The sequence below is a fragment of the Mesorhizobium temperatum genome (assembly GCF_002284575.1).
Lineage (GTDB): Bacteria > Pseudomonadota > Alphaproteobacteria > Rhizobiales > Rhizobiaceae > Mesorhizobium > Mesorhizobium temperatum.
This window is the reverse complement of record NZ_NPKJ01000072.1, coordinates 93,959-113,808: the sequence shown is the minus strand read 5'-3', so window position 1 is coordinate 113,808 and position 19,850 is coordinate 93,959. Positions and strand designations below refer to the sequence as shown.

The 19,850-nt window shown below is 60.8% G+C and carries 18 protein-coding genes and 1 pseudogene; 2 read left to right on the top strand and 17 right to left on the bottom strand.

Annotated features, from left to right (window positions below):
• Nucleotides 1-3 precede the first annotated feature (3 nt).
• A pseudogene (locus CIT26_RS30810) lies at nt 4-436 on the top strand (transposase); the annotation flags it as partial.
• 122 nt (nt 437-558) lie between these two features.
• Here the strand turns inward: CIT26_RS30810 and ubiM are convergent.
• The 13 genes from ubiM to CIT26_RS30740 form a co-directional block, all read right to left on the bottom strand.
• Nucleotides 559-1,740 (bottom strand): 5-demethoxyubiquinol-8 5-hydroxylase UbiM, encoded by a 1,182-nt coding sequence (gene ubiM / locus CIT26_RS30805; protein ID WP_095496057.1) that lies wholly within the window; start codon nt 1,738-1,740, stop codon nt 559-561.
• A 444-nt stretch (nt 1,741-2,184) separates the two neighbouring features.
• On the bottom strand, nt 2,185-4,083 hold the full coding sequence (locus CIT26_RS30795) for a glycoside hydrolase family 127 protein (RefSeq protein WP_095496055.1): 1,899 nt from the start codon (nt 4,081-4,083) through the stop codon (nt 2,185-2,187).
• Between the two features lie 40 nt (nt 4,084-4,123).
• A complete protein-coding gene (locus CIT26_RS36885; protein WP_167391593.1) occupies nt 4,124-4,291 on the bottom strand; it encodes a hypothetical protein in 168 nt (55 codons plus the stop codon).
• A complete protein-coding gene (locus tag CIT26_RS30790; protein WP_095496054.1) occupies nt 4,288-4,566 on the bottom strand; it encodes a substrate-binding domain-containing protein in 279 nt (92 codons plus the stop codon). The genes CIT26_RS36885 and CIT26_RS30790 overlap by 4 nt, the downstream gene beginning before the upstream one ends.
• Nucleotides 4,567-4,852: 286 nt before the next feature.
• On the bottom strand, nt 4,853-5,008 hold the full coding sequence (gene ccoS / locus CIT26_RS30785) for a cbb3-type cytochrome oxidase assembly protein CcoS (RefSeq protein WP_095496053.1): 156 nt from the start codon (nt 5,006-5,008) through the stop codon (nt 4,853-4,855).
• Complete coding sequence (locus CIT26_RS30780) at nt 5,005-7,278, bottom strand: heavy metal translocating P-type ATPase (protein WP_095496052.1); 2,274 nt, start codon at nt 7,276-7,278, stop codon at nt 5,005-5,007. Before CIT26_RS30780 ends, ccoS begins: the two co-directional genes overlap by 4 nt.
• A complete protein-coding gene (locus CIT26_RS30775) occupies nt 7,275-7,772 on the bottom strand; it encodes a FixH family protein (RefSeq protein WP_095496051.1) in 498 nt (165 codons plus the stop codon). The genes CIT26_RS30780 and CIT26_RS30775 overlap by 4 nt, the downstream gene beginning before the upstream one ends.
• Nucleotides 7,769-9,331: a cytochrome c oxidase accessory protein CcoG gene (ccoG, locus tag CIT26_RS30770; RefSeq protein ID WP_095496095.1), complete on the bottom strand. Its 1,563-nt coding sequence runs from the start codon at nt 9,329-9,331 to the stop codon at nt 7,769-7,771. Before ccoG ends, CIT26_RS30775 begins: the two co-directional genes overlap by 4 nt.
• A gap of 206 nt (nt 9,332-9,537) precedes the next feature.
• Nucleotides 9,538-10,401 (bottom strand): cytochrome-c oxidase, cbb3-type subunit III, encoded by an 864-nt coding sequence (gene ccoP / locus CIT26_RS30765; protein ID WP_095496050.1) that lies wholly within the window; start codon nt 10,399-10,401, stop codon nt 9,538-9,540.
• Nucleotides 10,402-10,403: 2 nt separating this feature from the next.
• Nucleotides 10,404-10,553, bottom strand: a complete 150-nt coding sequence (locus CIT26_RS30760) for a cbb3-type cytochrome c oxidase subunit 3 (protein ID WP_095496049.1) — start codon at nt 10,551-10,553, stop codon at nt 10,404-10,406.
• Nucleotides 10,554-10,564: 11 nt separating this feature from the next.
• Entirely contained in the window at nt 10,565-11,296 is a 732-nt protein-coding gene (gene ccoO / locus CIT26_RS30755) for a cytochrome-c oxidase, cbb3-type subunit II (protein ID WP_095496048.1), read from the bottom strand.
• Nucleotides 11,287-12,918 (bottom strand): cytochrome-c oxidase, cbb3-type subunit I, encoded by a 1,632-nt coding sequence (gene ccoN / locus CIT26_RS30750; RefSeq protein WP_095496047.1) that lies wholly within the window; start codon nt 12,916-12,918, stop codon nt 11,287-11,289. The genes ccoO and ccoN overlap by 10 nt, the downstream gene beginning before the upstream one ends.
• 668 nt (nt 12,919-13,586) lie before the next feature.
• Nucleotides 13,587-14,333 carry a Crp/Fnr family transcriptional regulator gene (locus tag CIT26_RS30740; RefSeq protein WP_095496046.1) on the bottom strand — a complete coding sequence of 249 codons (747 nt, stop codon included), beginning with the start codon at nt 14,331-14,333 and terminating at the stop codon, nt 13,587-13,589.
• Between the two features lie 156 nt (nt 14,334-14,489).
• Here CIT26_RS30740 and hemN point away from each other — a divergent pair, with 156 nt between their 5' ends.
• Nucleotides 14,490-15,839, top strand: a complete 1,350-nt coding sequence (hemN, locus tag CIT26_RS30735) for an oxygen-independent coproporphyrinogen III oxidase (RefSeq protein ID WP_095496094.1) — start codon at nt 14,490-14,492, stop codon at nt 15,837-15,839.
• Between the two features lie 96 nt (nt 15,840-15,935).
• Here hemN and CIT26_RS30730 read toward each other — a convergent pair whose 3' ends face one another.
• The 4 genes from CIT26_RS30730 to queC form a co-directional block, all read right to left on the bottom strand.
• Nucleotides 15,936-17,174 carry a glycosyltransferase family 9 protein gene (locus CIT26_RS30730; protein WP_167391591.1) on the bottom strand — a complete coding sequence of 413 codons (1,239 nt, stop codon included), beginning with the start codon at nt 17,172-17,174 and terminating at the stop codon, nt 15,936-15,938.
• A 749-nt stretch (nt 17,175-17,923) separates the two neighbouring features.
• A complete protein-coding gene (gene queE, locus CIT26_RS30725; RefSeq protein WP_095496044.1) occupies nt 17,924-18,658 on the bottom strand; it encodes a 7-carboxy-7-deazaguanine synthase QueE in 735 nt (244 codons plus the stop codon).
• On the bottom strand, nt 18,655-19,011 hold the full coding sequence (gene queD / locus CIT26_RS30720; protein ID WP_095496043.1) for a 6-carboxytetrahydropterin synthase QueD: 357 nt from the start codon (nt 19,009-19,011) through the stop codon (nt 18,655-18,657). Before queD ends, queE begins: the two co-directional genes overlap by 4 nt.
• On the bottom strand, nt 19,011-19,709 hold the full coding sequence (gene queC / locus CIT26_RS30715) for a 7-cyano-7-deazaguanine synthase QueC (RefSeq protein ID WP_095496093.1): 699 nt from the start codon (nt 19,707-19,709) through the stop codon (nt 19,011-19,013). Before queC ends, queD begins: the two co-directional genes overlap by 1 nt.
• Nucleotides 19,710-19,850: the final 141 nt, after the last annotated feature.

Below are 19,850 nucleotides of genomic sequence, written 5' to 3'. Positions count from 1 at the left end.
TGTTTTCCAGCCGTCGGGCGCAAGAAGGTCACAGCCGCGGTTTGATGGCGGACGCGTCACATCGGATGGCGGCATCATGCTTCTGACCGCCGCCGAGCGGCGTTTGCGACCAGCCGACCAGCTTGCGGCAGCGAGCCACCCGCACCGGGTGAGGTACGCCATGGCCGACATCCTGCGCGCCCGTATCTTTGCGATCGCCTGCGACTACGAGGATGCCAACGATCTCGACCGGCTGCGCACCGACCTGGCCTTCAGGCTCGCCTGCGGACGATTATCCGACAGCGGGCTCGACCTGTGTTCGCAGCCGACATGCTCGCGGCTGGAGAACCTGCCCGAGCTCAAGACGGCCATCCGGCTCGGCGATGTGCTGGTCGACCTGTGGCTGTCGACCCGATGCCGCCCTCCCGAGACGGTGGCGCTCGACATCCACGATACGCTCTAATTTCGAGGGGTGCAGCGTATCAAGAGATGAAGACGCGCGCTTAGACGGCGAGATGGAAGAGGAGCCCGGGGCGAGATCGCGGCCTCAGATTTGTCGACGGTATCGTGACTGAGGTCTCACCGCCGAAGCATGGCCGAAATGCCATGGCGGACAAAGGGAAGATATTGGGCAAAGCGAAGCCCCGCATGTCTTGCAAGCCGTGCCGCCGGGTGCTCGCCTGAGTACAGTCCGACAAGTATGTTCGTAGCATGATAGAGCGGTGCCGCCGACAGGCGAAGCCAGCTTTCGTATTTCTGGAGCATGTCGGGATCGGCAATGTCGCGACGTTCGCGACATGCTGCCAGAATTTTGTGGGCGAGTTGCTTCTGGCCGCTCAGGCCGATGTTGAAGCCATGCGCAGTCACCGGGTGCATGCCAATGGCAGCGTCGCCGATGAGCGCGGCGCTCGGAGCCCAGAACTTGTGCGCCCACGTCGTGACGAGCGGATAGCTATGGCGGGTGCTTGCCAAACTCATTTTTCCGAGGCGTTCTCGACACCGGTTTGTCAATTCCGTCAGGAACAAATCGTCGTCGAAAGCAAGCAGTCTATCGGCCTCGTTTGAGGGCAAAGTGAGAAGCAGCGACGACACGCCTTCCGTGAGCGGCAACATCGCTATCGTCTGATAGTGATCGAACCATTCGACTGCGATCTGGTGATGGACGCGCTCGTGCCTTACCCGGCAAATCAGCATCGAGTTGGCAAGCCGATTGATGCCGGCACCGATGCCCAACAGGTCGCGCGTGGCGGACAACCGCGAATCCGCTGCAACGAGAAGCCGAGCGGTCAACCGCCTGCCATCGGAGAGCGTTATGACTGCTCCTTTGTGGCTGTTTGTTGCATCGACGACCGAGTGGCCGCACAGCAGCTGGGCATGATCCTGCAAGCGGACGATCTTGAACAGGGCATCGCGGATCCGACAATTTGGGACCAGAACTCCGAGCGGCTCCCGAGATCCGCTGGGGGAATCGAAGCACAGGGCGAAAGGGCTCGATCCGTTGAGCACGCGCGCGCCTTGAAGTGGTGATTTGTCCGAAGCGGGGATGGCATCCCAGGCGCCGAGCTCGCGAAGGATTCTGATCGAGGCGTAGGTCAGCGCGATCTCGCGACCGTCGAAAGCCGGATTCGCAAGTCTTTCCAAGGACTGCTGTTCAACAACTGCCACCTTGAGCTCGCTCTGGGCAAGCGACGCGGCGAAGGAAAGTCCGACCGGCCCGCCTCCGACGATAACGATGTCGAAACTGTCGTCGGAGCCGGCCATCAGCGTGCCGCCATCGCGTCGGCTATCTGCGTGAGATGCTGGTGAAGTTGAGCCGCAACCCGTGGCTCGATTGCGCTGCGTGCCAGTGCCCGCCGCATCGCCTTAAGCCGCCGGGCAGGGAGATCCGCATTGATCGCCAACGAAGGATGCAGTCCCATCAAACACGGACGCGGCTGATAGAACCAGCCCTTGGGTGCGCCCAGCCGGGCAGATAGCCAGCCAGCAAGCGAGATTCTCACGTCGGCGGTTCCTGACCGGTGAAGCGCCATGCCCCATTGTATGCAGGGCCGGTTTCAATCAGGTCGTGGAACTCGTCAACCAGGGCGCGGATCGCTGGACCACCCCCGAGACGAATGAAAATGCTATCCGAGACTTTTCTTGACTGCATCTTGTCGGCATTCCTGAGTTGAGAAGAGACCTCTCCATGCGACGACAGCGCCGAATTCAGCTTTCCAGCAGCCACACTTGCATCGAGCCTTTCGCCCGATTGTTCCAGAGATAGTATGGCAGAGCGGTTAGCCTGCAGTCCGAAGCGATGGGGGGCGCATTCCTGTACAGGCTATCTCCCCAGCCTTGGTCTTCGACGCGCTGCGCGGAGGCGGTCAGCGTGACCACGCCATCGAAGAGATCGCCCCGTTCCACCGTTTCGATCCTGGCATCTCGCGGCAGTTTGAGCCGCTGCACGCGCCCCCCGGGATTGTCGACCTCTTCAACGCAATAGACCAACGGCCCGCGCTTGAGCGCGACCCGGCCGATATCCTGCTTGACCGAGGGATGAGCATAGATGCGCTCGGGAGACATAGGTAGCTCGAGGGCGATTGTGTCTCCGGCATTCCATAGCCGCGAGATCGAAAGATAGCCGTTCCTGGTGCATGCCGTCACGTCGACCGGATATCCCCCGACCGAGGCTTCGGCTTCGTGCGCCCATCCGGGAATGCGAAGCTTCACGGTGAACTCGGCCGGCGCGTCAGGGCTGACCTCGATCCTGATCGAGCCGAACGATGGATAGGCGCTGGTTTCCCGCAGGAACACATTTCCCGTAGCGAGCCGGATGTTCGTCGAAATGCCGCCGTAGAGATGGAAGGCGATTGCGTCTTCGCTGGCCGAGACGAAATAGCCTCCGACCGAAGCGATGAGACGCGACGAATTCATCGTGCAGCATGGGCATATGTGCCAGGCCCATCGGCTGTGTCGCCCATCGCTGTCCAGCGGATTGGAGTAAAAATAGTGCTCGCCGTCGCGCGACAGGCCGGTCAGCGCGCCGTTGAACAACGCCTGTTCCATAACGTCGGCGTAGCGGCCGTCGAGATCGAGATGCAGCATGCGATGCGCCCAGAAGATCAGCGCTACCGAGGCGCAGGTCTCCGCATAGGCCGTATCGTTCGGCAGGTCGTGGCCTTCAGTAAAGCCTTCATTCGCGGCAGCCGGACCCAAGCCGGAGGTGATGTAGATCTTTGAGGTCATGACATCGGCCCAGAGCACCTCGCATGCTTTCTTGAGGCTGTCGTCGTTCAGTTCCGCCGCGAGGTCGGCCATGGCGGAAAACATGTACATCGCCCGAACGGCATGGCCGACCACCTTGGTCTGCTCGCGCACCGGCCTGTGCGATTGGTTGTACTCATACCTCTTCGCCCAGCAATCCCTAGGCCTCTCCCCGCGTGCGGCCGCTTCCTGATCGAAGTAGTGAGGCTGGCGCCCGCGCTCGTTGATGAAATAGGCCGCGAGGTCGAGATGCTTTTTCTCTCCGGTCAAGCGATAGAGTTTAACGAGGGCAAGCTCGATCTCCTGATGGCCGCAATAGCCGTGCTTCTGGCCGGGGTTCGGACCGAACGTCTTGCGCACGTGGTCCACATAGCGCTCAAGGATGTCAAGGAGTCGGCGCCGGCCCGTCGCGAGGAAGTAGGCGATGCCGCCCTCGAGCAGATGTCCCAGATTGTAGAGTTCGTGATTGTCGCGCAGGTTGGTCCAGCGCTTGTCCGGCTCGCGCTGCAGGTACCAGCAGTTCAGATAACCGTCGGGAGCCTGCGCGTTCTCGAGATCGTCGACGATCTTTTCGATCCTAGCCTCGATGTCGGCCTCGGGCCTGTGTGACAGCGCATAGGATGCCGCCTCGATCCACTTGCCGGCGTCGGAATCCCAGAACATCTGCACGAAATTGTGCTGGTTGCGCGGGGAGCTCAGCGGCGGCGGGTTCGGCAGTGTCAGGGACTGCAAGATACCGTGCTTGCCAAGCTGGACGTGCTGGCTGGGGATGGTCCGTGTCAGCACTGTCTCCAGCCGCTCGCGCCAGAATTGCCCCTCCAGCGCGACATCGACGAACTGAACCGGCTTGAACTCGTTCATTCGAACGCATCCTTTCCTGCAATGAAGTGCATTGGCGTGCTCACGGCTTCGAAGATGCCCGCACGACCAGCGAACACGGCCGACGCCTGACGCCGCTCAGCTTCCATTCGGCGATCATCTCCGGCACGCTGTCACCAGCCTCGCGTCCGAGCACCTTCAGGTTCACGTCGATGCTGGTCAGCTGCGGCCGCGCCGCAAGCACCATCACGTCCCCGATCCGACGATGGCGACGTTCGCAGGTACTACCAGGCCAATCTCGCGCAGCGCGTCGCACGCGCCGCCGGCGATCTGATCGTTGCCGCAGAAGATCGCGTTCGGCGTTTGCGGTCCCGAGAACAATCTGGCCGCCGCCTCGCGCCCCCACGCCTCGGCTGACTTTTGACTTTGGCCGTTCTTCGTGTCGGTCTTGATCCAGGCCGGTCGCCGAGGTGTTCGGCGGCGCGTTTCATTGAAGGAGCCGACCACTACCTTGAAAAAACCCAAAAACCGCCAAGACGCTGATGGTGACGACTAAACTGTCCGTTAGACATGCGTTCTCCCTTGAAAGACTAGTCGACGAAACCACGCCGATAAGGAGATAACCTTGACCTGGATCAGCCAGACACGACAAATCCGGGCGACGCAGTCCTTCGAGCGACAGGGGCTTTTCACAAATCTACGTCAAGCGCGGCTTAGCTAAGCTAGCTGTGGAGCCTCAGCAGGTTGTTCCCGAGCAAGCCGACTCGGCTGACGACCGGCATCCGCACAGTCGTCGGCACAGCGATCTGGGTCAGCGTTCCGGCTTGTCGTCCCGGTCGATGAGGATGCGCTCAGCGGCCCCGTGAAGATCCTCATATTGACCACTCCTCAAGGCCCACAGAAAGCCGGACAGCCCCAGCGCGCCAAGGAACAGAGCTGCTGGTATGAGGTAGACGAGCGTCGTCATGACGGGTGCACCGATGCGCGAATGCCCGAACGCGTTGCCGAGGGAGCCCTCGTCACCGCGGCGAGCACAAAACCCTGCAGGCGCAACGCATTTCCGATGACAAGCAGCGACGAAGCAGACATCGCGATTGCCGCGATCAGCGGCGTGACGTGCCCCAGAATGGCGATCGGCACGGCGATGGTGTTGTAGACGATTGCGATGGCGATGTTTTGCCGGATCAGTCGTCCGGCCTTTCGCGAGACGTCGAGGGCAAGGGGTACTGCCGAAAGGCTTTCGCGCAGGAACACGAAATCCGCTGCTTTGCGGCCGACATCGGCCGCCGTGGCTGGAGCGATCGAGATGTGTGCCGCGCCCAGCGCAGGGGTGTCGTTGAGGCCGTCGCCAACCATCAGCACCTTGTGGCCGTCCTTCGCCAGTGTTTCGATATACTCGACCTTGCCCGACGGAAGCAGCGCCGGAACAAAGTGATGGATGCCCAACGTCGCGGCTACCTCGCCGCAGGCAGCTGCGGTATCGCCCGACAGCATTTCCACGGAAACCCGGGCGTTGTTCAATTGCTCGATGGCCGCTCTGGCGTCTGCACGCAGCGCGTCCTCGAAGACAAAGGACGCGACAATGATCCCATCCTTGGTCAGAACCGTTCCGCCGTATCTGCTTTCGCCGGCGGCTCGGGCCCCGGCCCAGCCGCGCCGGCCAAGCCGCCAGGTGCTGCCAGCGGCGGTGGCTTCGATCCCGAAACCAGGGTGCTCGCTGACGGACTCGACCTTCGGCTCACCGGCAAAACCCGCACAGCCGGCTATGGCCCTTGAGAACGGGTGGCGGGAATGCGCTGCCATGTCGGCAGCGATTGCCAGCATGGCCGAATCGATGGACGACGCGTTGACGAGCCGGGGCTGTCCGAGCGTAAGCGTGCCGGTCTTGTCGAACATCGCCGTATCGACTGCCGCCAACCGCTCCATAGCGGAGCCGTCCTTGACCATGATCCCGCTTTCGAACAGGCGCCGCGCGGCGACCACCTGCACGATCGGCACTGCAAGGCCGAGCGCACATGGGCATGTGATGATGAGGACGGCGATGGCGATCGTCATTGCCCGGTGCCAGTCGCCGGTCGCCGCCATCCAGCCCGCGAACGTCACGAAGGCGGTAAGGTGAACCACTGGCGCATACAGCGCTGAAACGCGGTCGGCAATCTGGCGATAATGCGCGCGACCCCCCTCAGCGGCTTCCATCAGCCGAACCATTTCTGCCAGGAAAGAGTCCTTGGCGGCGGCTGTGGCCTCGATGGTCAGCGGGCCGGTGAGATTGAGCGTGCCGCCCTGCACCGATTCCCCCAATGCCACGGTTCTGGGTGTGCTCTCGCCGGAAACCAGGGAACAGTCGAGGTCCGAAGTGCCCCGAACGATCTTGCCGTCGACCGGGATCCTTTCGCCGGCCGCGATCAGCAATTGCACGCCGGGTTCGATATCGCCGACCGGCAGGTAGTCGCGCGTGCCGTCGTCGCGCAGCACCATGGCGCCCCGCGCCGCCAGCCGTGACAGGCCGTTCACGGCGGTCCGGGCACGCTCGCGCATCACGTGATCCAGCGTGCGTCCGATCAACAGGAAGAACAGCAGCGATACCGACGCATCGAAATAGGCGTGGTCGCCATGGTTGATGGTCTCGTAGAGGCTCATCGCGTAGGCGAGCGAAACGCCAACCGCAATCGGCACGTCCATGTTCATGCGACCGTGGCGCAACGCGTTCCAAGCCGAGCGGAAATAGATGCCACCGGCGAAGGCTAGCGCGGGGATGGCGATCAGCGCCGAGACCCAATGGAACAGGTCGCGGGTCGCGCCTTCGGCACCGGACCAGACCGAGACGGAAAGCAGCATAATGTTGCCCGCCGCAAAGCCCGCGACCGCGACGGCTCGGATCAGCTCCGAAAGCGTTCTGTCCTTCTCGCCAACCTCGGGGTCGAACAGATGCGCCTGGTAGCCCAGCCGTCCAAGCGCGGCGACGAATGGCGGAACCTCGTCGCCCCGCCACCGGATCGATACGCGTTTCGTCGACAGGTTGACGCGGGCGCCCTCGACCCGATCCAGCTTTCCAAGCGCCGTTTCGATCGCCTGGATGCAGGCTGCGCAATGAACCGCCGGCACTGAAAGATCGGTCTGGCGAATATCGTCGCCGAGCGAGCGGCTCGCTAATTTGATCTCCTGGCTCGACGGCAGGACGGATGTGACCCTGTCCAGATCCAGCGCCATTTCGGCACCGGGCGCACAGCAGCTCATTGCAGCGCCCCCTGGGAGATCATGATCCGGCGAACTTGGCGATAGGGTTCCGCGAGGCCGGCATCGGCGTCGACTTCGACGATCCAGACGCCATCCCTTGGCGTGTGCTGCGCGGCAAATTCCTGGCCCGAGCTAAGGGCAAGAGTGACAGCCTTGTCCCCGGCCTCGTAGGCGGGATGGCGAAACAGCACCTTGACGCCATGCAGGGGAACCGGCTTGCCGTCGGCATCGCTGAGGCTGTAGCGGACTTCACCCCCTGCGATCGTCAATTTGCCAGTCCAGCCAAGTGCAGCCTGTACACGACCTTCCTCAGCCTTTTGGTTGAACTGCTGGCTGGCCACGTAGGTGTTTTCGACGACAAGGCCGGTCCAGCTGGTGTTGGCGAGTGTCGCCATGGTCAGATTGACGCCTATGACCACACCAAAAAAGGCAAGAATGGTGGCCAACATATGCCTGCCAGTGAATTCGCGGGGCTCTCGCGTATCGACGCTCATCTGGCGGTCTCCGGTGCGTTGAAAGTGGCCGTGTATTCGTCGGACTCGAAGCTCGCCTTGTCCTCAACCCGGAACTTGAAGGTTTGCACTATGCCCTCCACCTGGTTCGCCGGCTGGCGCACGAAAACCTTCAGCATCTTCAGCCGATCGGGTTCGGCCGGAATGGCGAAGGAGCGGCCTGCAGGCAGGTCGATGCCGACAATGCTCATTTCGGCTCCCGGCAAGCCCTGCATCGCGACGACAATCGTCCTTGGCTCGGGGACCATGTTGAGCAGCTTGACGGTATAGCCGTTGCGGATGGAGCCGTCGGACAGCGTGACGAACTGCGGGTTGCGGTCGTGCAGAACGTTGACCTCGAGCCGCTCGCGCGTCAGCAGCGAATAGAGCAGCGCGAGCCCGATCGCCGACCACGCGCCCATGTAGACGAAGGTGCGCGGCCGAAAGGTCTTGCGAATATGGAAATGGGCCAACCTGTCGGAGAACGTGCCGTCAGCAGTCCGCACGAGCGACGGGTTCACCGGGCCGGAGCCGCCGGCGGTGGCCACCGCTATGTTGGCGTTGTAATCGGACAGGGTCGTGTAGGAGATCAGCCCGCGCTCCTTGCCAAGCTTGTGCATGACGCTGTCGCAGGTGTCGATGCAGAGCGCGCAAGTGATGCATTCGAGCTGCTGGCCATCGCGAATATCAATCCCCATGGGGCAGACCGCGACACAGGCATTGCAATCGACGCAGTCTCCGACCAACTGCCCCGCGGCCTGGACCTTCTTGGCGTGACGAGACCGAGGTTCGCCGCGCCAGTCATTGTAGGTAACGGTGAGAGAATTTTCGTCGAGCATGGCCGCCTGGATGCGCGGCCATGGACACATGTAGGTGCAGACCTGCTCGCGCATCAGCCCGCCGAATGTGTAGGTGGTCGCCGTCAGCACGGATATGGTGATGTAGGCGACGGGCGCGGCGGTGCCGGTGAAGACCTCGCCAATCAGAGTTGGCGCATCGGCGAAATAGAAGATCCAGGCGCCGCCGGTTGCCGCCGCAATGACCAGCCAGATGGCGTGCTTCGATACGCGCAGCACGAGCTTACGCGTGGTCCAGGGGCCGGCGTCGAGCTTCATGCGAGCGTTGCGATCGCCTTCGATCGCGCGCTCCACCACCAGAAACAAGTCGACCCAGACGGTCTGCGGGCAGGTATAACCGCACCAGGCCCGGCCAACCGTCGATGTGATCAGGAAAAGGCCGATTCCGGCCATGACCAACAGGCCGGCGACATAGTAGAATTCCTGCGGCCATATCTCGATGAAGAAGAAGTAGAAACGGCGGCTGGCAAGATCGACCAGCACGGCCTGGTCCGGGGCAAACGGCCCCCGGTCCCACCGCAGCCAGGGCGTCAGATAGTAGATGCCCAGCGTGATCACCATCACCAGCCATTTGAAGCGGCGGAAACTGCCCGAGGCCCGCTTGGGAAAGATCTTCTTGCGTGGGGCATAGAGCGGCTGACGGGACTTGGTGGAGTTGACCGCTTCGGCTTCGAGCCGTTCTACCGTTTTATCCAGCACGTGCATCTCCACTCGCGCGCAGCCGATGACATTGCCGTTCAACCGGACTCCTCTGCTTCGGCTGACGTCCGGAATGCTACGTTGAGCAAGCTTTGCCGCGGGCAGCGCCGCGTTGATGCAGGTCAATCGCCGCATGCCGGAATGGTGTCGAGGCCCGGCTCGCGCCGGGCCTCGTCGCTTGGCGGGGGAGGGCCGAGAATAGGCTTCCGTTCCTATTCTCCGCCGCCAAGCGAATGGATGTAGACGGCGAGTTCCTTGACCTTGGTCTCGCCGAGACGCCCGATCCAGGCCGGCATGACGCCGTGCTTCGGCGCGCGAACCTGCGCGGCAATAGCCGTCTCGCCCGGTCCATAGAGCCAGATCGCGTCGGTCAGGTCGGGTGCGCCGAGCTCCTTGTTGCCTTTTGCATTCTCACCATGACAGGCGGCACAATTCTCGGCGAAAACATTGGCGCCGGGTTCGATCAGACTTGCGTCCCCGACCAGGCCGGACAGGCTGGCAACGTAGGTGCTGACCTGCGCGATCTGATCGGCCGTGATGATGTCACCAAAAGCCGGCATTTCCGACACGCGCGTATCCGGGTCGGATGCGAAGCGGATGCCGTGCGTAATCGTCTGCTGGATCTGTTCGGCCTTGCCGCCCCACAGCCAGTCGTCGTCATTGAGGTTCGGAAAGCCCTTGGACCCTTGCGCGCCGGAGCCATGGCACTGCACGCAATTGACCCTGAATGCCGCACCGCCGGCAGCGACAGCGAACTCGCGCAATGCGTCGTCGGCAGCAATCTCGGAGACGGTTTTCGATTCCACCGCCGCGACATATTTGGCCTTGGCGGCTTCGGCGGCTGCCAGTTCATTCTTGACGTGGTTGCGGCTCGAATAGCCGAGCACACCTCTGGTCGCGGAAGTAAGCATTGGCCATGCCGGATAGGCGATGGTGTAGCCGATCGCCCAGACAATGGTGATGTAAAAGGTCGTGACCCACCAGCGCGGAAGTGGGTTGTTGAGCTCTCGGATGCCATCCCACTCATGGCCGGTCGTTGAGATGCCCGAGACCTCGTCGATGTGCTCGCTGCTCATGATCAATCGTCCTTGAGAGGAATTCGAGCGGCTTCGTCAGCTTGCCTGCGGCCGCCAGGGCGAAGCGCGAAGGCAACGCATCCGACGAAGAAGAGCGCCATCGCGAGCAGGCCCCAACTGTCGGCGAACTCCCGCATCAAATTGTAGTCCATGGTCGTTGTCCTCAGCGGTAGCCGGCAGCTTCGTCATAGGTCTTGAAATCGACCAGCGTGCCGAGCATCTGCAGGTAAGCGACCAAGGCGTCCATTTCGGTGACCTGCTGCGGATTGCCGTCGAAGTCGCCGAGCTTGGCCTTGGGGTAGCGCGCTTCAAGGCCGGACGTATCGACGTTGGGATCCGCCTGCGCCATCAGATCGACGTTGGCGTTGGCGATCATGTCATCGGAGTAATGGACGCCGACACGCCTGTTTGCGATCAGATGCGTCGAGAAATCCTTCACGTCGATCGCCGTATCCTTCAGGAACGCATAGCTCGGCATGATCGATTCCGGCACCACCGAACGCGGCTCGGTAAGATGCTGTACGTGCCATCCGTTCGAGTAGCGGTCGCCGACCCGGGCGAGATCCGGCCCGGTGCGCTTCGAGCCCCATTGGAACGGGTGATCGTACATCGACTCGGCGGCCAGGCTGTAGTGACCGTAGCGCTCGACCTCGTCGCGGAACGGCCTGATCATCTGGCTGTGACAGAGGTAGCAGCCCTCGCGCACATAGATGTTGCGTCCGGCGAGCTCGAGCGGCGAATAGGGCCGCATGCCTTCGACCTTCTCGATAGTATTGTCGAGGTAGAAGAGCGGCGCGATCTCGACGATGCCGCCAACCGTCACCACAAGAAGGGAACCAACGAGAAGAAGCGTAGCGTTCTTCTCGATGACCGCGTGTTTGTCCATCAAGCCCATTTTCTGGCTCCTGATCGCGCAGGCCGGAGGGCGGGGATGGAGCCCGGCATTGGCTCCTCCTCGCGCTGGTAGCCGAGGATGGTCATGGCGATGTTCCACGCCATGATCAGGGCGCCAGACAGGTACATCGCGCCGCCGATGGCACGCATGATGTAGTAGGGATGCATGGCGGCGACGGTTTCGGCGAAGGAGTAGACCAGGAAGCCCTGCTCGTCGTATTCGCGCCACATCAGGCCTTGCATGATGCCGGAGACCCACATCACCGCCGCGTAAACGACGATTCCGAGCGTCGCCAGCCAGAAGTGCCAGGTAACGAGCCGCAGCGAATAGAGCCGCTCGCGGTTCCACAGCTTCGGCACCATGTAATAGATCGCGCCGAACGAGATCATGCCGACCCAGCCGAGCGCGCCGGAATGGACATGCCCGATCGTCCAGTCGGTATAGTGCGACAGCGAGTTGACCGTCTTGATCGACATCATCGGGCCCTCGAAGGTCGACATGCCGTAGAAGGCGACGGCCATCACCATCATGCGGATGATCGGGTCGGTTCGCAGCTTGTCCCAGGCGCCGGACAGCGTCATCAGGCCATTGATCATGCCACCCCAGGAGGGCATCCAAAGCATGATCGAAAACGCCATGCCGAGCGTCTGCGCCCAGTCGGGCAAGGCAGTGTAATGGAGGTGGTGCGGACCTGCCCAGATGTAGAGGAAGATCAGTGCCCAGAAGTGGATGATCGAAAGGCGGTAGGAATAGACCGGCCGGTTCGCCTGCTTGGGCACGAAATAATACATCATGCCGAGGAAGCCGGCAGTGAGAAAGAAGCCGACGGCGTTATGGCCGTACCACCACTGCGTCAAGGCATCCTGGACGCCGGAGAAGGCGGAGTAGCTCTTTGAGCCCAGGAAGGAGACGGGAATCGACAGGTTGTTGATCACATGCAGCATCGCGATGGTCACGATGAAGGACAGATAGAACCAGTTGGCGACGTAGATGTGCGGTTCCTTGCGCTTCAGGATGGTGCCGAGAAACAGGATGAGATAGGCGACCCAGACGATGGTCAGCCATATGTCCACATACCATTCGGGTTCGGCATACTCGCGGCTCTCGGTGATGCCGAGCAGGTAGCCGGTCGCGGCCATGACGATGAAAAGCTGATAGCCCCAGAACACGAACCAGGCGAGATCGCCCCCGAACAGCCGGGCGCGACAGGTACGCTGTACGACGTACAAGGATGTGCAAAGCAGCGCATTGCCGCCGAAGGCAAAAACGACACCCGACGTGTGCAAGGGCCGCAGGCGGCCGAAGTTGAGCCAGGGCTCGACGTTGAGATCCGGATAGGCAAGCTGCAGGGCGATCACCACACCGACCAGCATGCCGACGACACCCCAGAACATGGTGGCGATGGCGCCGTAGCGGATTGGCCCATCCATGTAGGCAGAAGGATCGACTGGTGCCGTCGCCGCGAAGCTCGTGTTGCGCAGAAGGATGGCGATAAAGCCAAGCAGCACGATCAACAGCACCCACATATGCTGCCGAAAAGGCTCGTCCACACCAAAGCCGGCGGCCACCAGCGCCACAAACGCAAAAAGGCCCAAAGCGACGATTTCTGTGCCGAATCTCATGACATGTCCCGACCTCGGATTCCGATGCGCGGGCGCCAATCCGCGGTGCATTAATTCCGCAGCCGCCGCCTACTCGCCCTGATCCATGTCAGGGCCACACGATTTTGCTTCGGGCAGATCGAGCTCGGTGCAATCAGAAGTTGGCGATTGAACGAGGAAACGCAGCACAGGCCGCCCGCTCATGGACAAAGTCCGGCGTCCCCCCGGGCGGGGCCGGAGCGGAGGCGTTCCGGGCGATGTAACGAAGCGTCCATTGGGAAAAGCTGCGGCTCTGCGACGCGCTGGAAAGTATTGCCGATGCCTTGCCAAGCGTCGATCGCCTGAAGTGCCTCGGCACGGCCAACGCAATCCTCCCATTGTTGCGCAAACGTTCATCAATATGAAGAAACGATCGTCTTTCCCGCCTACGAGGCCGCTGTCGTCGGCCGCGACGCCAGCCTCGCCTCTAACCGGCGGTTGCGCGCCCAGCGAAGACGAGTGCTTTGCCGGCGATGTGACCGAAATTCTGCTAGCGATCGGCCATGGCGAGACGGTGGAGAATGCGGAAGCCGTCGGTTTCATTATGCGCGGCTTCTTCGTGAGCCTTCGCCGGCATATCGCTTTTGAACGCGAACATGACCTGCCGCGGATCGAAGCAAGCGACGCAGGCCCCGCCGCTTAGGTCTCATTTAAAGGGCGGTTGCGCCTCGGCCGCCGCAGCGCTGCTCCAGCCGGCTAATGCTGTCCACCGTGACATGGCGATTGTTCTCGATCCGGATTACGCCGTCCATTCTCAGTCTGGTCAGCTGGCGGCTCACGGTCTCGTTTGTAAGTCCAAGGAAATCAGAGATGTCGGCACGCGTCAGCGGCAGATCGAAGCACGCCGACCTGGTCGCCGGGTCAACACTGGAATCGATATTCCGGGCGATCATGAGGAGAAAGCTCGCCACCTTCTCCAGTGCGGTCTTGCGCCCCAGAGTCACCATCCATTCGCGTGCCTCGTCGAGCTCGTTCAGCGTCTGCTTGAGCAGGCGATGCTCAAGTTCCGGTGATTCCTTCATCATCCGTTCGATGGCCGCCCTCGGAAACGAGCACAGCGAGACAGCGGTTGCCGCTTCCGCATTGATCGCGCTTTCCGCCTTGAAGGGCCGTCCCAGAAAATCCGGTGCGAACTGGAGGCCGACGATCTGCTGGCGGCCGTCCGAAAGGCTCTTCGTCAGCTTCACCACGCCTGAAAGCACGTTTGAATAGCTGTCGACGGCCTCGGCGTCGCCGATCAGTTCGACCCCCGGCTCGATCTTGCGCCGCGACGAAGTCTTGGCGAGCCGCGCCAAATGGTCTGGATCGAGCGCACCGCAGACGCCGCGGTGCCGTGCCTCGCAAGGTAGGCAAAGAACGGGAATGCCGGAACTGTGAATATCCTGCCGTACTGTCATTCGATCGCTCTACCGATCCCAAGTGCCGGCAGGATAGCAATCGACGGTAGAAAAATCCTTGCGGCAGTTTGTCCGTGCTGGAGGTTGACCGAAATCAGGGCTTTGGCTGGTCGACGCGTCCAGAGTTCCGGCGACGCAAACACGGTGGACCACGACATGCGACCGGAATTAGCTGCCAGACTTGGCGAGAACGTCCCCCGCTACACCAGTTACCCGACCGCGCCGCATTTCCATCCGGGCGTCGACGCGGCGGTCCAGAAAGGCTGGTTGGAGTCGCTCGAAGGTGGTGACGAGATATCGCTTTACCTGCATATTCCCTATTGCGACAGGCTCTGCTGGTTCTGTGCGTGCCATACCAAGCAGACGCGTCACTATGAGCCGGTCACCGCATTTCTGCGTTCGCTGTATGCGGAGATCGCGACGATTGCCGGTCATGTCAGAGGCAAGGCCTCCGTCCGTGCAATCCACTTCGGCGGCGGTTCACCGACCATGCTGAAGCCCGAGGATATGGTGGCCTTGGGAACTGTCCTGCGGGACAACTTCGATTTTCTTCCGAATACGAAAATCAGCGTCGAGATCGATCCCAACGATATGGACGATGCACGTCTCGATGCGCTCGCCGAGATCGGGATGACGCGGGCGAGCCTCGGCGTCCAGGATTTCGATCCGAAAGTGCAAAAGGCGATCAACCGCGAGCAAAGCTTTTTGCAGACCAAGACAGTCGTCGATGGAGTTCGTTCTCGCGGCGTCGAATCGGTCAATCTGGACCTGCTCTACGGCCTGCCGCATCAGACCCGGGAGAGCGTCTGTTCCACCCTGGCGCAGGCACTGACCCTGGAACCGGACAGGATGGCGCTGTTCGGCTACGCTCACGTGCCCTGGTTCAAGAAGCATCAAACGATGATCGACGAGGCATGGCTCCCCGGTCCCACGGAGCGGTTTGCCCAATCGCAACTCGCCGCACGAGCGATTGTGGACAAGGGATACGAAGCAATCGGGCTCGACCATTTCGCCAAGCCGGGCGATGCGCTGGCGCTTGCGTCGCACACAGGGGCTTTGCATCGCAATTTCCAAGGCTACACAGAGGATCGCTGCGAGACATTGATCGGCCTTGGCCCTTCGTCCATCAGCCGATTTCGCCAAGGTTACGCGCAGAACATGCCTTCGACCGCTGAGTACGGACGTATGGTCGCCAATGGCGGGCTGGCCGCCGTCCGCGGCATCGCCTTTTCCGACGACGATCGCGTCCGTGGCTGGATCATCGAGCGGCTGATGTGCGATTTCGCCTTCTCGGCGATCGACCTGGTGGAGCGCTTCGGGGAAGCCGGCCAAAAGCTCCTTATTCAGGCAAGCTCAATCGCCGTTCAGGATCCTGCTCGAGTGCTTGAACTCCAAGGCGACAGTTTCGTCGTGCTGGCGAAAAGTCGTCCCTTCGTGAGGAGCATTGCGGCGAAGTTCGACAAATATTTCGAAAGTGGAACGGCCAGGCACTCGGTGGCAGTCTGAGCATCGCAGAGGAACGGTCACGGAGCGAAGCCATACCGTGTGCGCGATGATGTCGGAGGAAGCGATGGCGCTTGTGGCTGCCGGGCGAGGTATTCATCAGCGACCAAGAGCTGGGCAATCGTGATTGTGGTGACCGCGAGCCACAATAAGTTTGTCCCGTACCTTACAATGATTCATCATGGCGTTTACCTCGGCAATCACGAGATCCGGCGTGATGTCGAACTTACAGCGGACTTTGACCGGACAGCGCCGCACTTTGTCCAGACCACATCCGCGACATTCAATAACACTCATAAGCATGCTGACCAAGGGACCTCGAAACCCCCAAATTTCCGGTAGATGTGACGCGGTGAAAATGCCGATAGTAGGGCGGCCAAGCTGGGCAGCGACATGCCCAGTGCCTGAATTGTTCGACACGACGAGCGCGGCCGAATTCACGAGATGATTGAATTCCAATTCTGACAAGTCGACAGCCATCCGAATGTCCGCGGCTCCACGATCGCGAGCTATCTTTGCAACCTCCTCAAGCGCTTCCAGGCTTTCGCCGCGGCCGACGAGGACCACCTCACCACGGGTCGACAGAGCAGCGACAAGTTTGCCAAAATTTTCAATCGGCCAATCTCGCAGGCTGGAATTCGAGAACGGAGCCACGACGATCGGGGCCTTGCCTGTTGTCGAACTCTGTCGGTGACCCGCTTCGCTTTCGCCGTCGAAATAGGCCGCTGCCTTTGCGACCAGAAAGAGGAGGATTTCTGACACATGCTGGAGACGCACCTGCTTACGGTCAATGAACCAATCAAGCCATCTGCGAGGGATTTTGTTGGCAATCCCTATGTTTTGGGCCAGCTTGTAGAAAATGGCTCTGCGCAATTTCAGATTGAATGGCGCTATCGCAATATCGATCTGATGCATGCGGTACGGATCAACTATTGCCGCACGGTGCCTGGCGGGGACTTCAAGCAAGATCGGCCTTGTTTCATCCGGAACACGCATATCAATGGCAAGATCAAACTCGCCGGTCAGCAGCGGCCTTATGTCGGCCGCTTCTTTGCGCGTTTTGTCCTTTGGGCTGCGAGGAAAAAAGTCAAAAGCAACGTAATCGTCGGCGAGGTCGAACTGTTTTGCAGTATCGATGTTCCAGCTTCCCACCACCAGCGTAATGTGGGCATGCGCAAAACGCTGACGCAGGTCCTTCAGGGGCCCTAGAGACATCCAAAAGTCGCCGACATGATCAAGCTTGAGGGCCAAAATTCTCATCTTTGCGCTTGACTGTTCCGGCTCTTCCCAGCTGCGGTATATAATTTGATTGCCGTCGTGCTTTGTAAAATATCCCATTGCCATTCCGAAGATAATACGGATAACACTGATAGCCCAGTGATGCCTGTGTAGGTTGAAGTGCTTCCCGTTTTGTCCGCGTCAACAAATTAACTCGGCAATGTTACGTTAAACGAGTCTGAAACGACTGTTGATTGCCGTATCTCGCCGCCGCGAGTGAGGGAGGAATTCCGGCGTCCAGCCTCGTTCGGTCGGGAAAGCTTTGCCGACCTGCGACGGCAATGAAGGGCGGAAAGATCGGCTATCGGATTTCTTTGCGGGAAACGCAGGTGCGGGCTGGTATGGATGAGTTAGGCCTAGGTGGCGCTGGGCCGTTCAACCGTTCTGACAGTGAACCGACTGTCCGCTAATTACACCTGCCTGAACGAGAAGTCGGAGCGTTCGAAATGGTCGGCCTGCTGCAACTCATTTTCCCACCACAACTTCCAGCGCACGTCTGAGCTCATGGAAAGATTTTCTCCTTTCGGGCTCTTTTTCACGCGACAGAGGCAGCGGGTGATCGGTGCGTGTCCAGTGCCGTCGTCAATGCGAGATTCCGGAAGATTGATAAAATCGTTTGTTTGGATGGAAGCGCATCCACGCCATGGATAGTTGGATGCCGACTGCGATCAGCCTGGGATCAACACGGCTGGCCACGTTCTCGGTGCCGATACCAGAAGTCCGCAAGTACCCGGCAGCGCCGTCAAATGTGGGCCAACCCGGCCAACCGAAGATCCGCAGGCGCAGTTCCAGTACAAAGCAGGCGCAGGCTAGACGGCCCTCTTGTTGCCCCAGAGCAGAACGTGCAGCTGCGGCAGCACGCGGGCTTCGAACCACCTGTCACGGGTGACCTTTTCAACCAGCCACTCCATGCGTTTCATTATTCCGTCCAGGTCGACAGACGCGTCTTCGTTGCCAGGACGTGGCGGCGTGTGATTGCCGGGTTGCAGATAGACCGGAAGGCGCGGAAATCGCGCGGCGGCGTCTTTCGCGTAGACGTAGTCACTCTCGTCGAAAACAACGAGCTTGAGCACGATTTGCGGCTTCTCCTGCGCCGCATCGACGCACGCCTCGACAGCGGCCCAATCGGTCCTCATTTCGCTTGACGGCGGCTTTGGGCTGAGGATCAGCACGTCAAGGTCGGCAAACCAGTCCCTGACCACGGAACCTTGGGTTTCCAGCGCAAAACGGTAACCTTCACCATGGCCTCGCTCGATGAGCGCACCGAGCGGCTGGATGGCCGGATTGCCGCCTGACAGCGACACCATCACCGGGCGGCCGCCGGAAAGCGCAACCACGTTTTGCCACACTGCGCCGATGGACATCATCTCCCATTCATGGCGGAATTGATTGTCCACCGCATGGAGGCTGTCGCACCAGGAACAGCGATAGTCACACCCGCCGGTTCTGATGAAGACCGTCGGCAAACCGATGAGCACGCCCTCGCCCTGGATCGTCGGCCCGAAAATCTCGCTCACGCGAATTGCGGGATGCGTATCGGTCATGGCCGGTACTCTGCCCAGGTTTTCGGTGTTTCGCTCACCCGCACGGCCGAGGTTTCGGGCAGGCGTGCCTTGCACCATTCATAAAAATGTCTGGCCAGGTATTCCGCGGTGACTTGCTCATGTCCCAGCACGTCGTTGAGATGTCGATGGTCGAAGCTCTCGTCGATATAGCGTTTGAGCGGCGCCAAATCATGATAGTCGCGCACGAAGCCGTGCTCGTTCAGTTCCTTCGCCGAAATCTCCACTTCGACGATGTAGTTATGCCCGTGCAGGCGCGCACACTGGTGGTCGGGCGGCAAGGACGTGAGCTGATGCGAGGCCGAGAAATGGAATTCCTTGGTGATGCGGAACATTACGCGCTTCTCCTCCGCAGCGCGTGGAGCCAGAAGTCGGAGTCCTCGTAATCGGTGGGGTCCGGGTGCCCAGAGAGATGAAACGCCTCGCGCCGCTCGACGCAGGTCCCGCACCGTCCACAGTGACACTCGCCGCCCTTGTAGCAGGACCAGGTCTCCGCAAATGGCGTGCCGTATGTTGCTCCATCCCTAACAATGTCCGCCTTCGTGAGATTCACGTAGGGCGCATAAAGGCGAATCTTCGCGTAGCCGTCGAGCGCGCGGTCTTGCATCATCTGGAAAGCGTCGATGAAGGCTGGCCGGCAGTCCGGATAGATGAAATGATCCCCACCATGCACGGCCGTCGCGACTGCTTCGGCCTGGTGCGCTGCGGCGAAGCCGAAGGCGGTGGCCAACATGATGGCGTTCCGGTTCGGCACCACCGTCACCTTCATCGTGTCTTCGGCGTAGTGCCCGTCCGGCACATCCACACTGTCTGTCAGCGCGGAGCCGGAAAGGCCGCGACCGATTTCGCGGATGTCGATGATGCGATGCGGGACGTTCAGACGCTCAGCGCAAAGGGCGGCGAAGCCCAATTCCTTCCGGTGCCGTTGGCCGTAATCGAAAGATAGGAGGCCGGCGAGCTCGTACTCCGCTGCCACCTTGTGAGCAAGAGTAACGGAGTCCAATCCGCCGGAGCAGACGACGAGAGTCTTCATCATTGGGTCCTTGTTTTAACCGGGTAGGCTGCGACCGGAGATTTCTCTGCGCTCCCAGTACTTCAGGAAATCCATTTTGTGAAGTAAACGGGGGACGAGTTTCATGCGCTGACGTGCCGCCGTGTGCAAGGCGCCCTCACG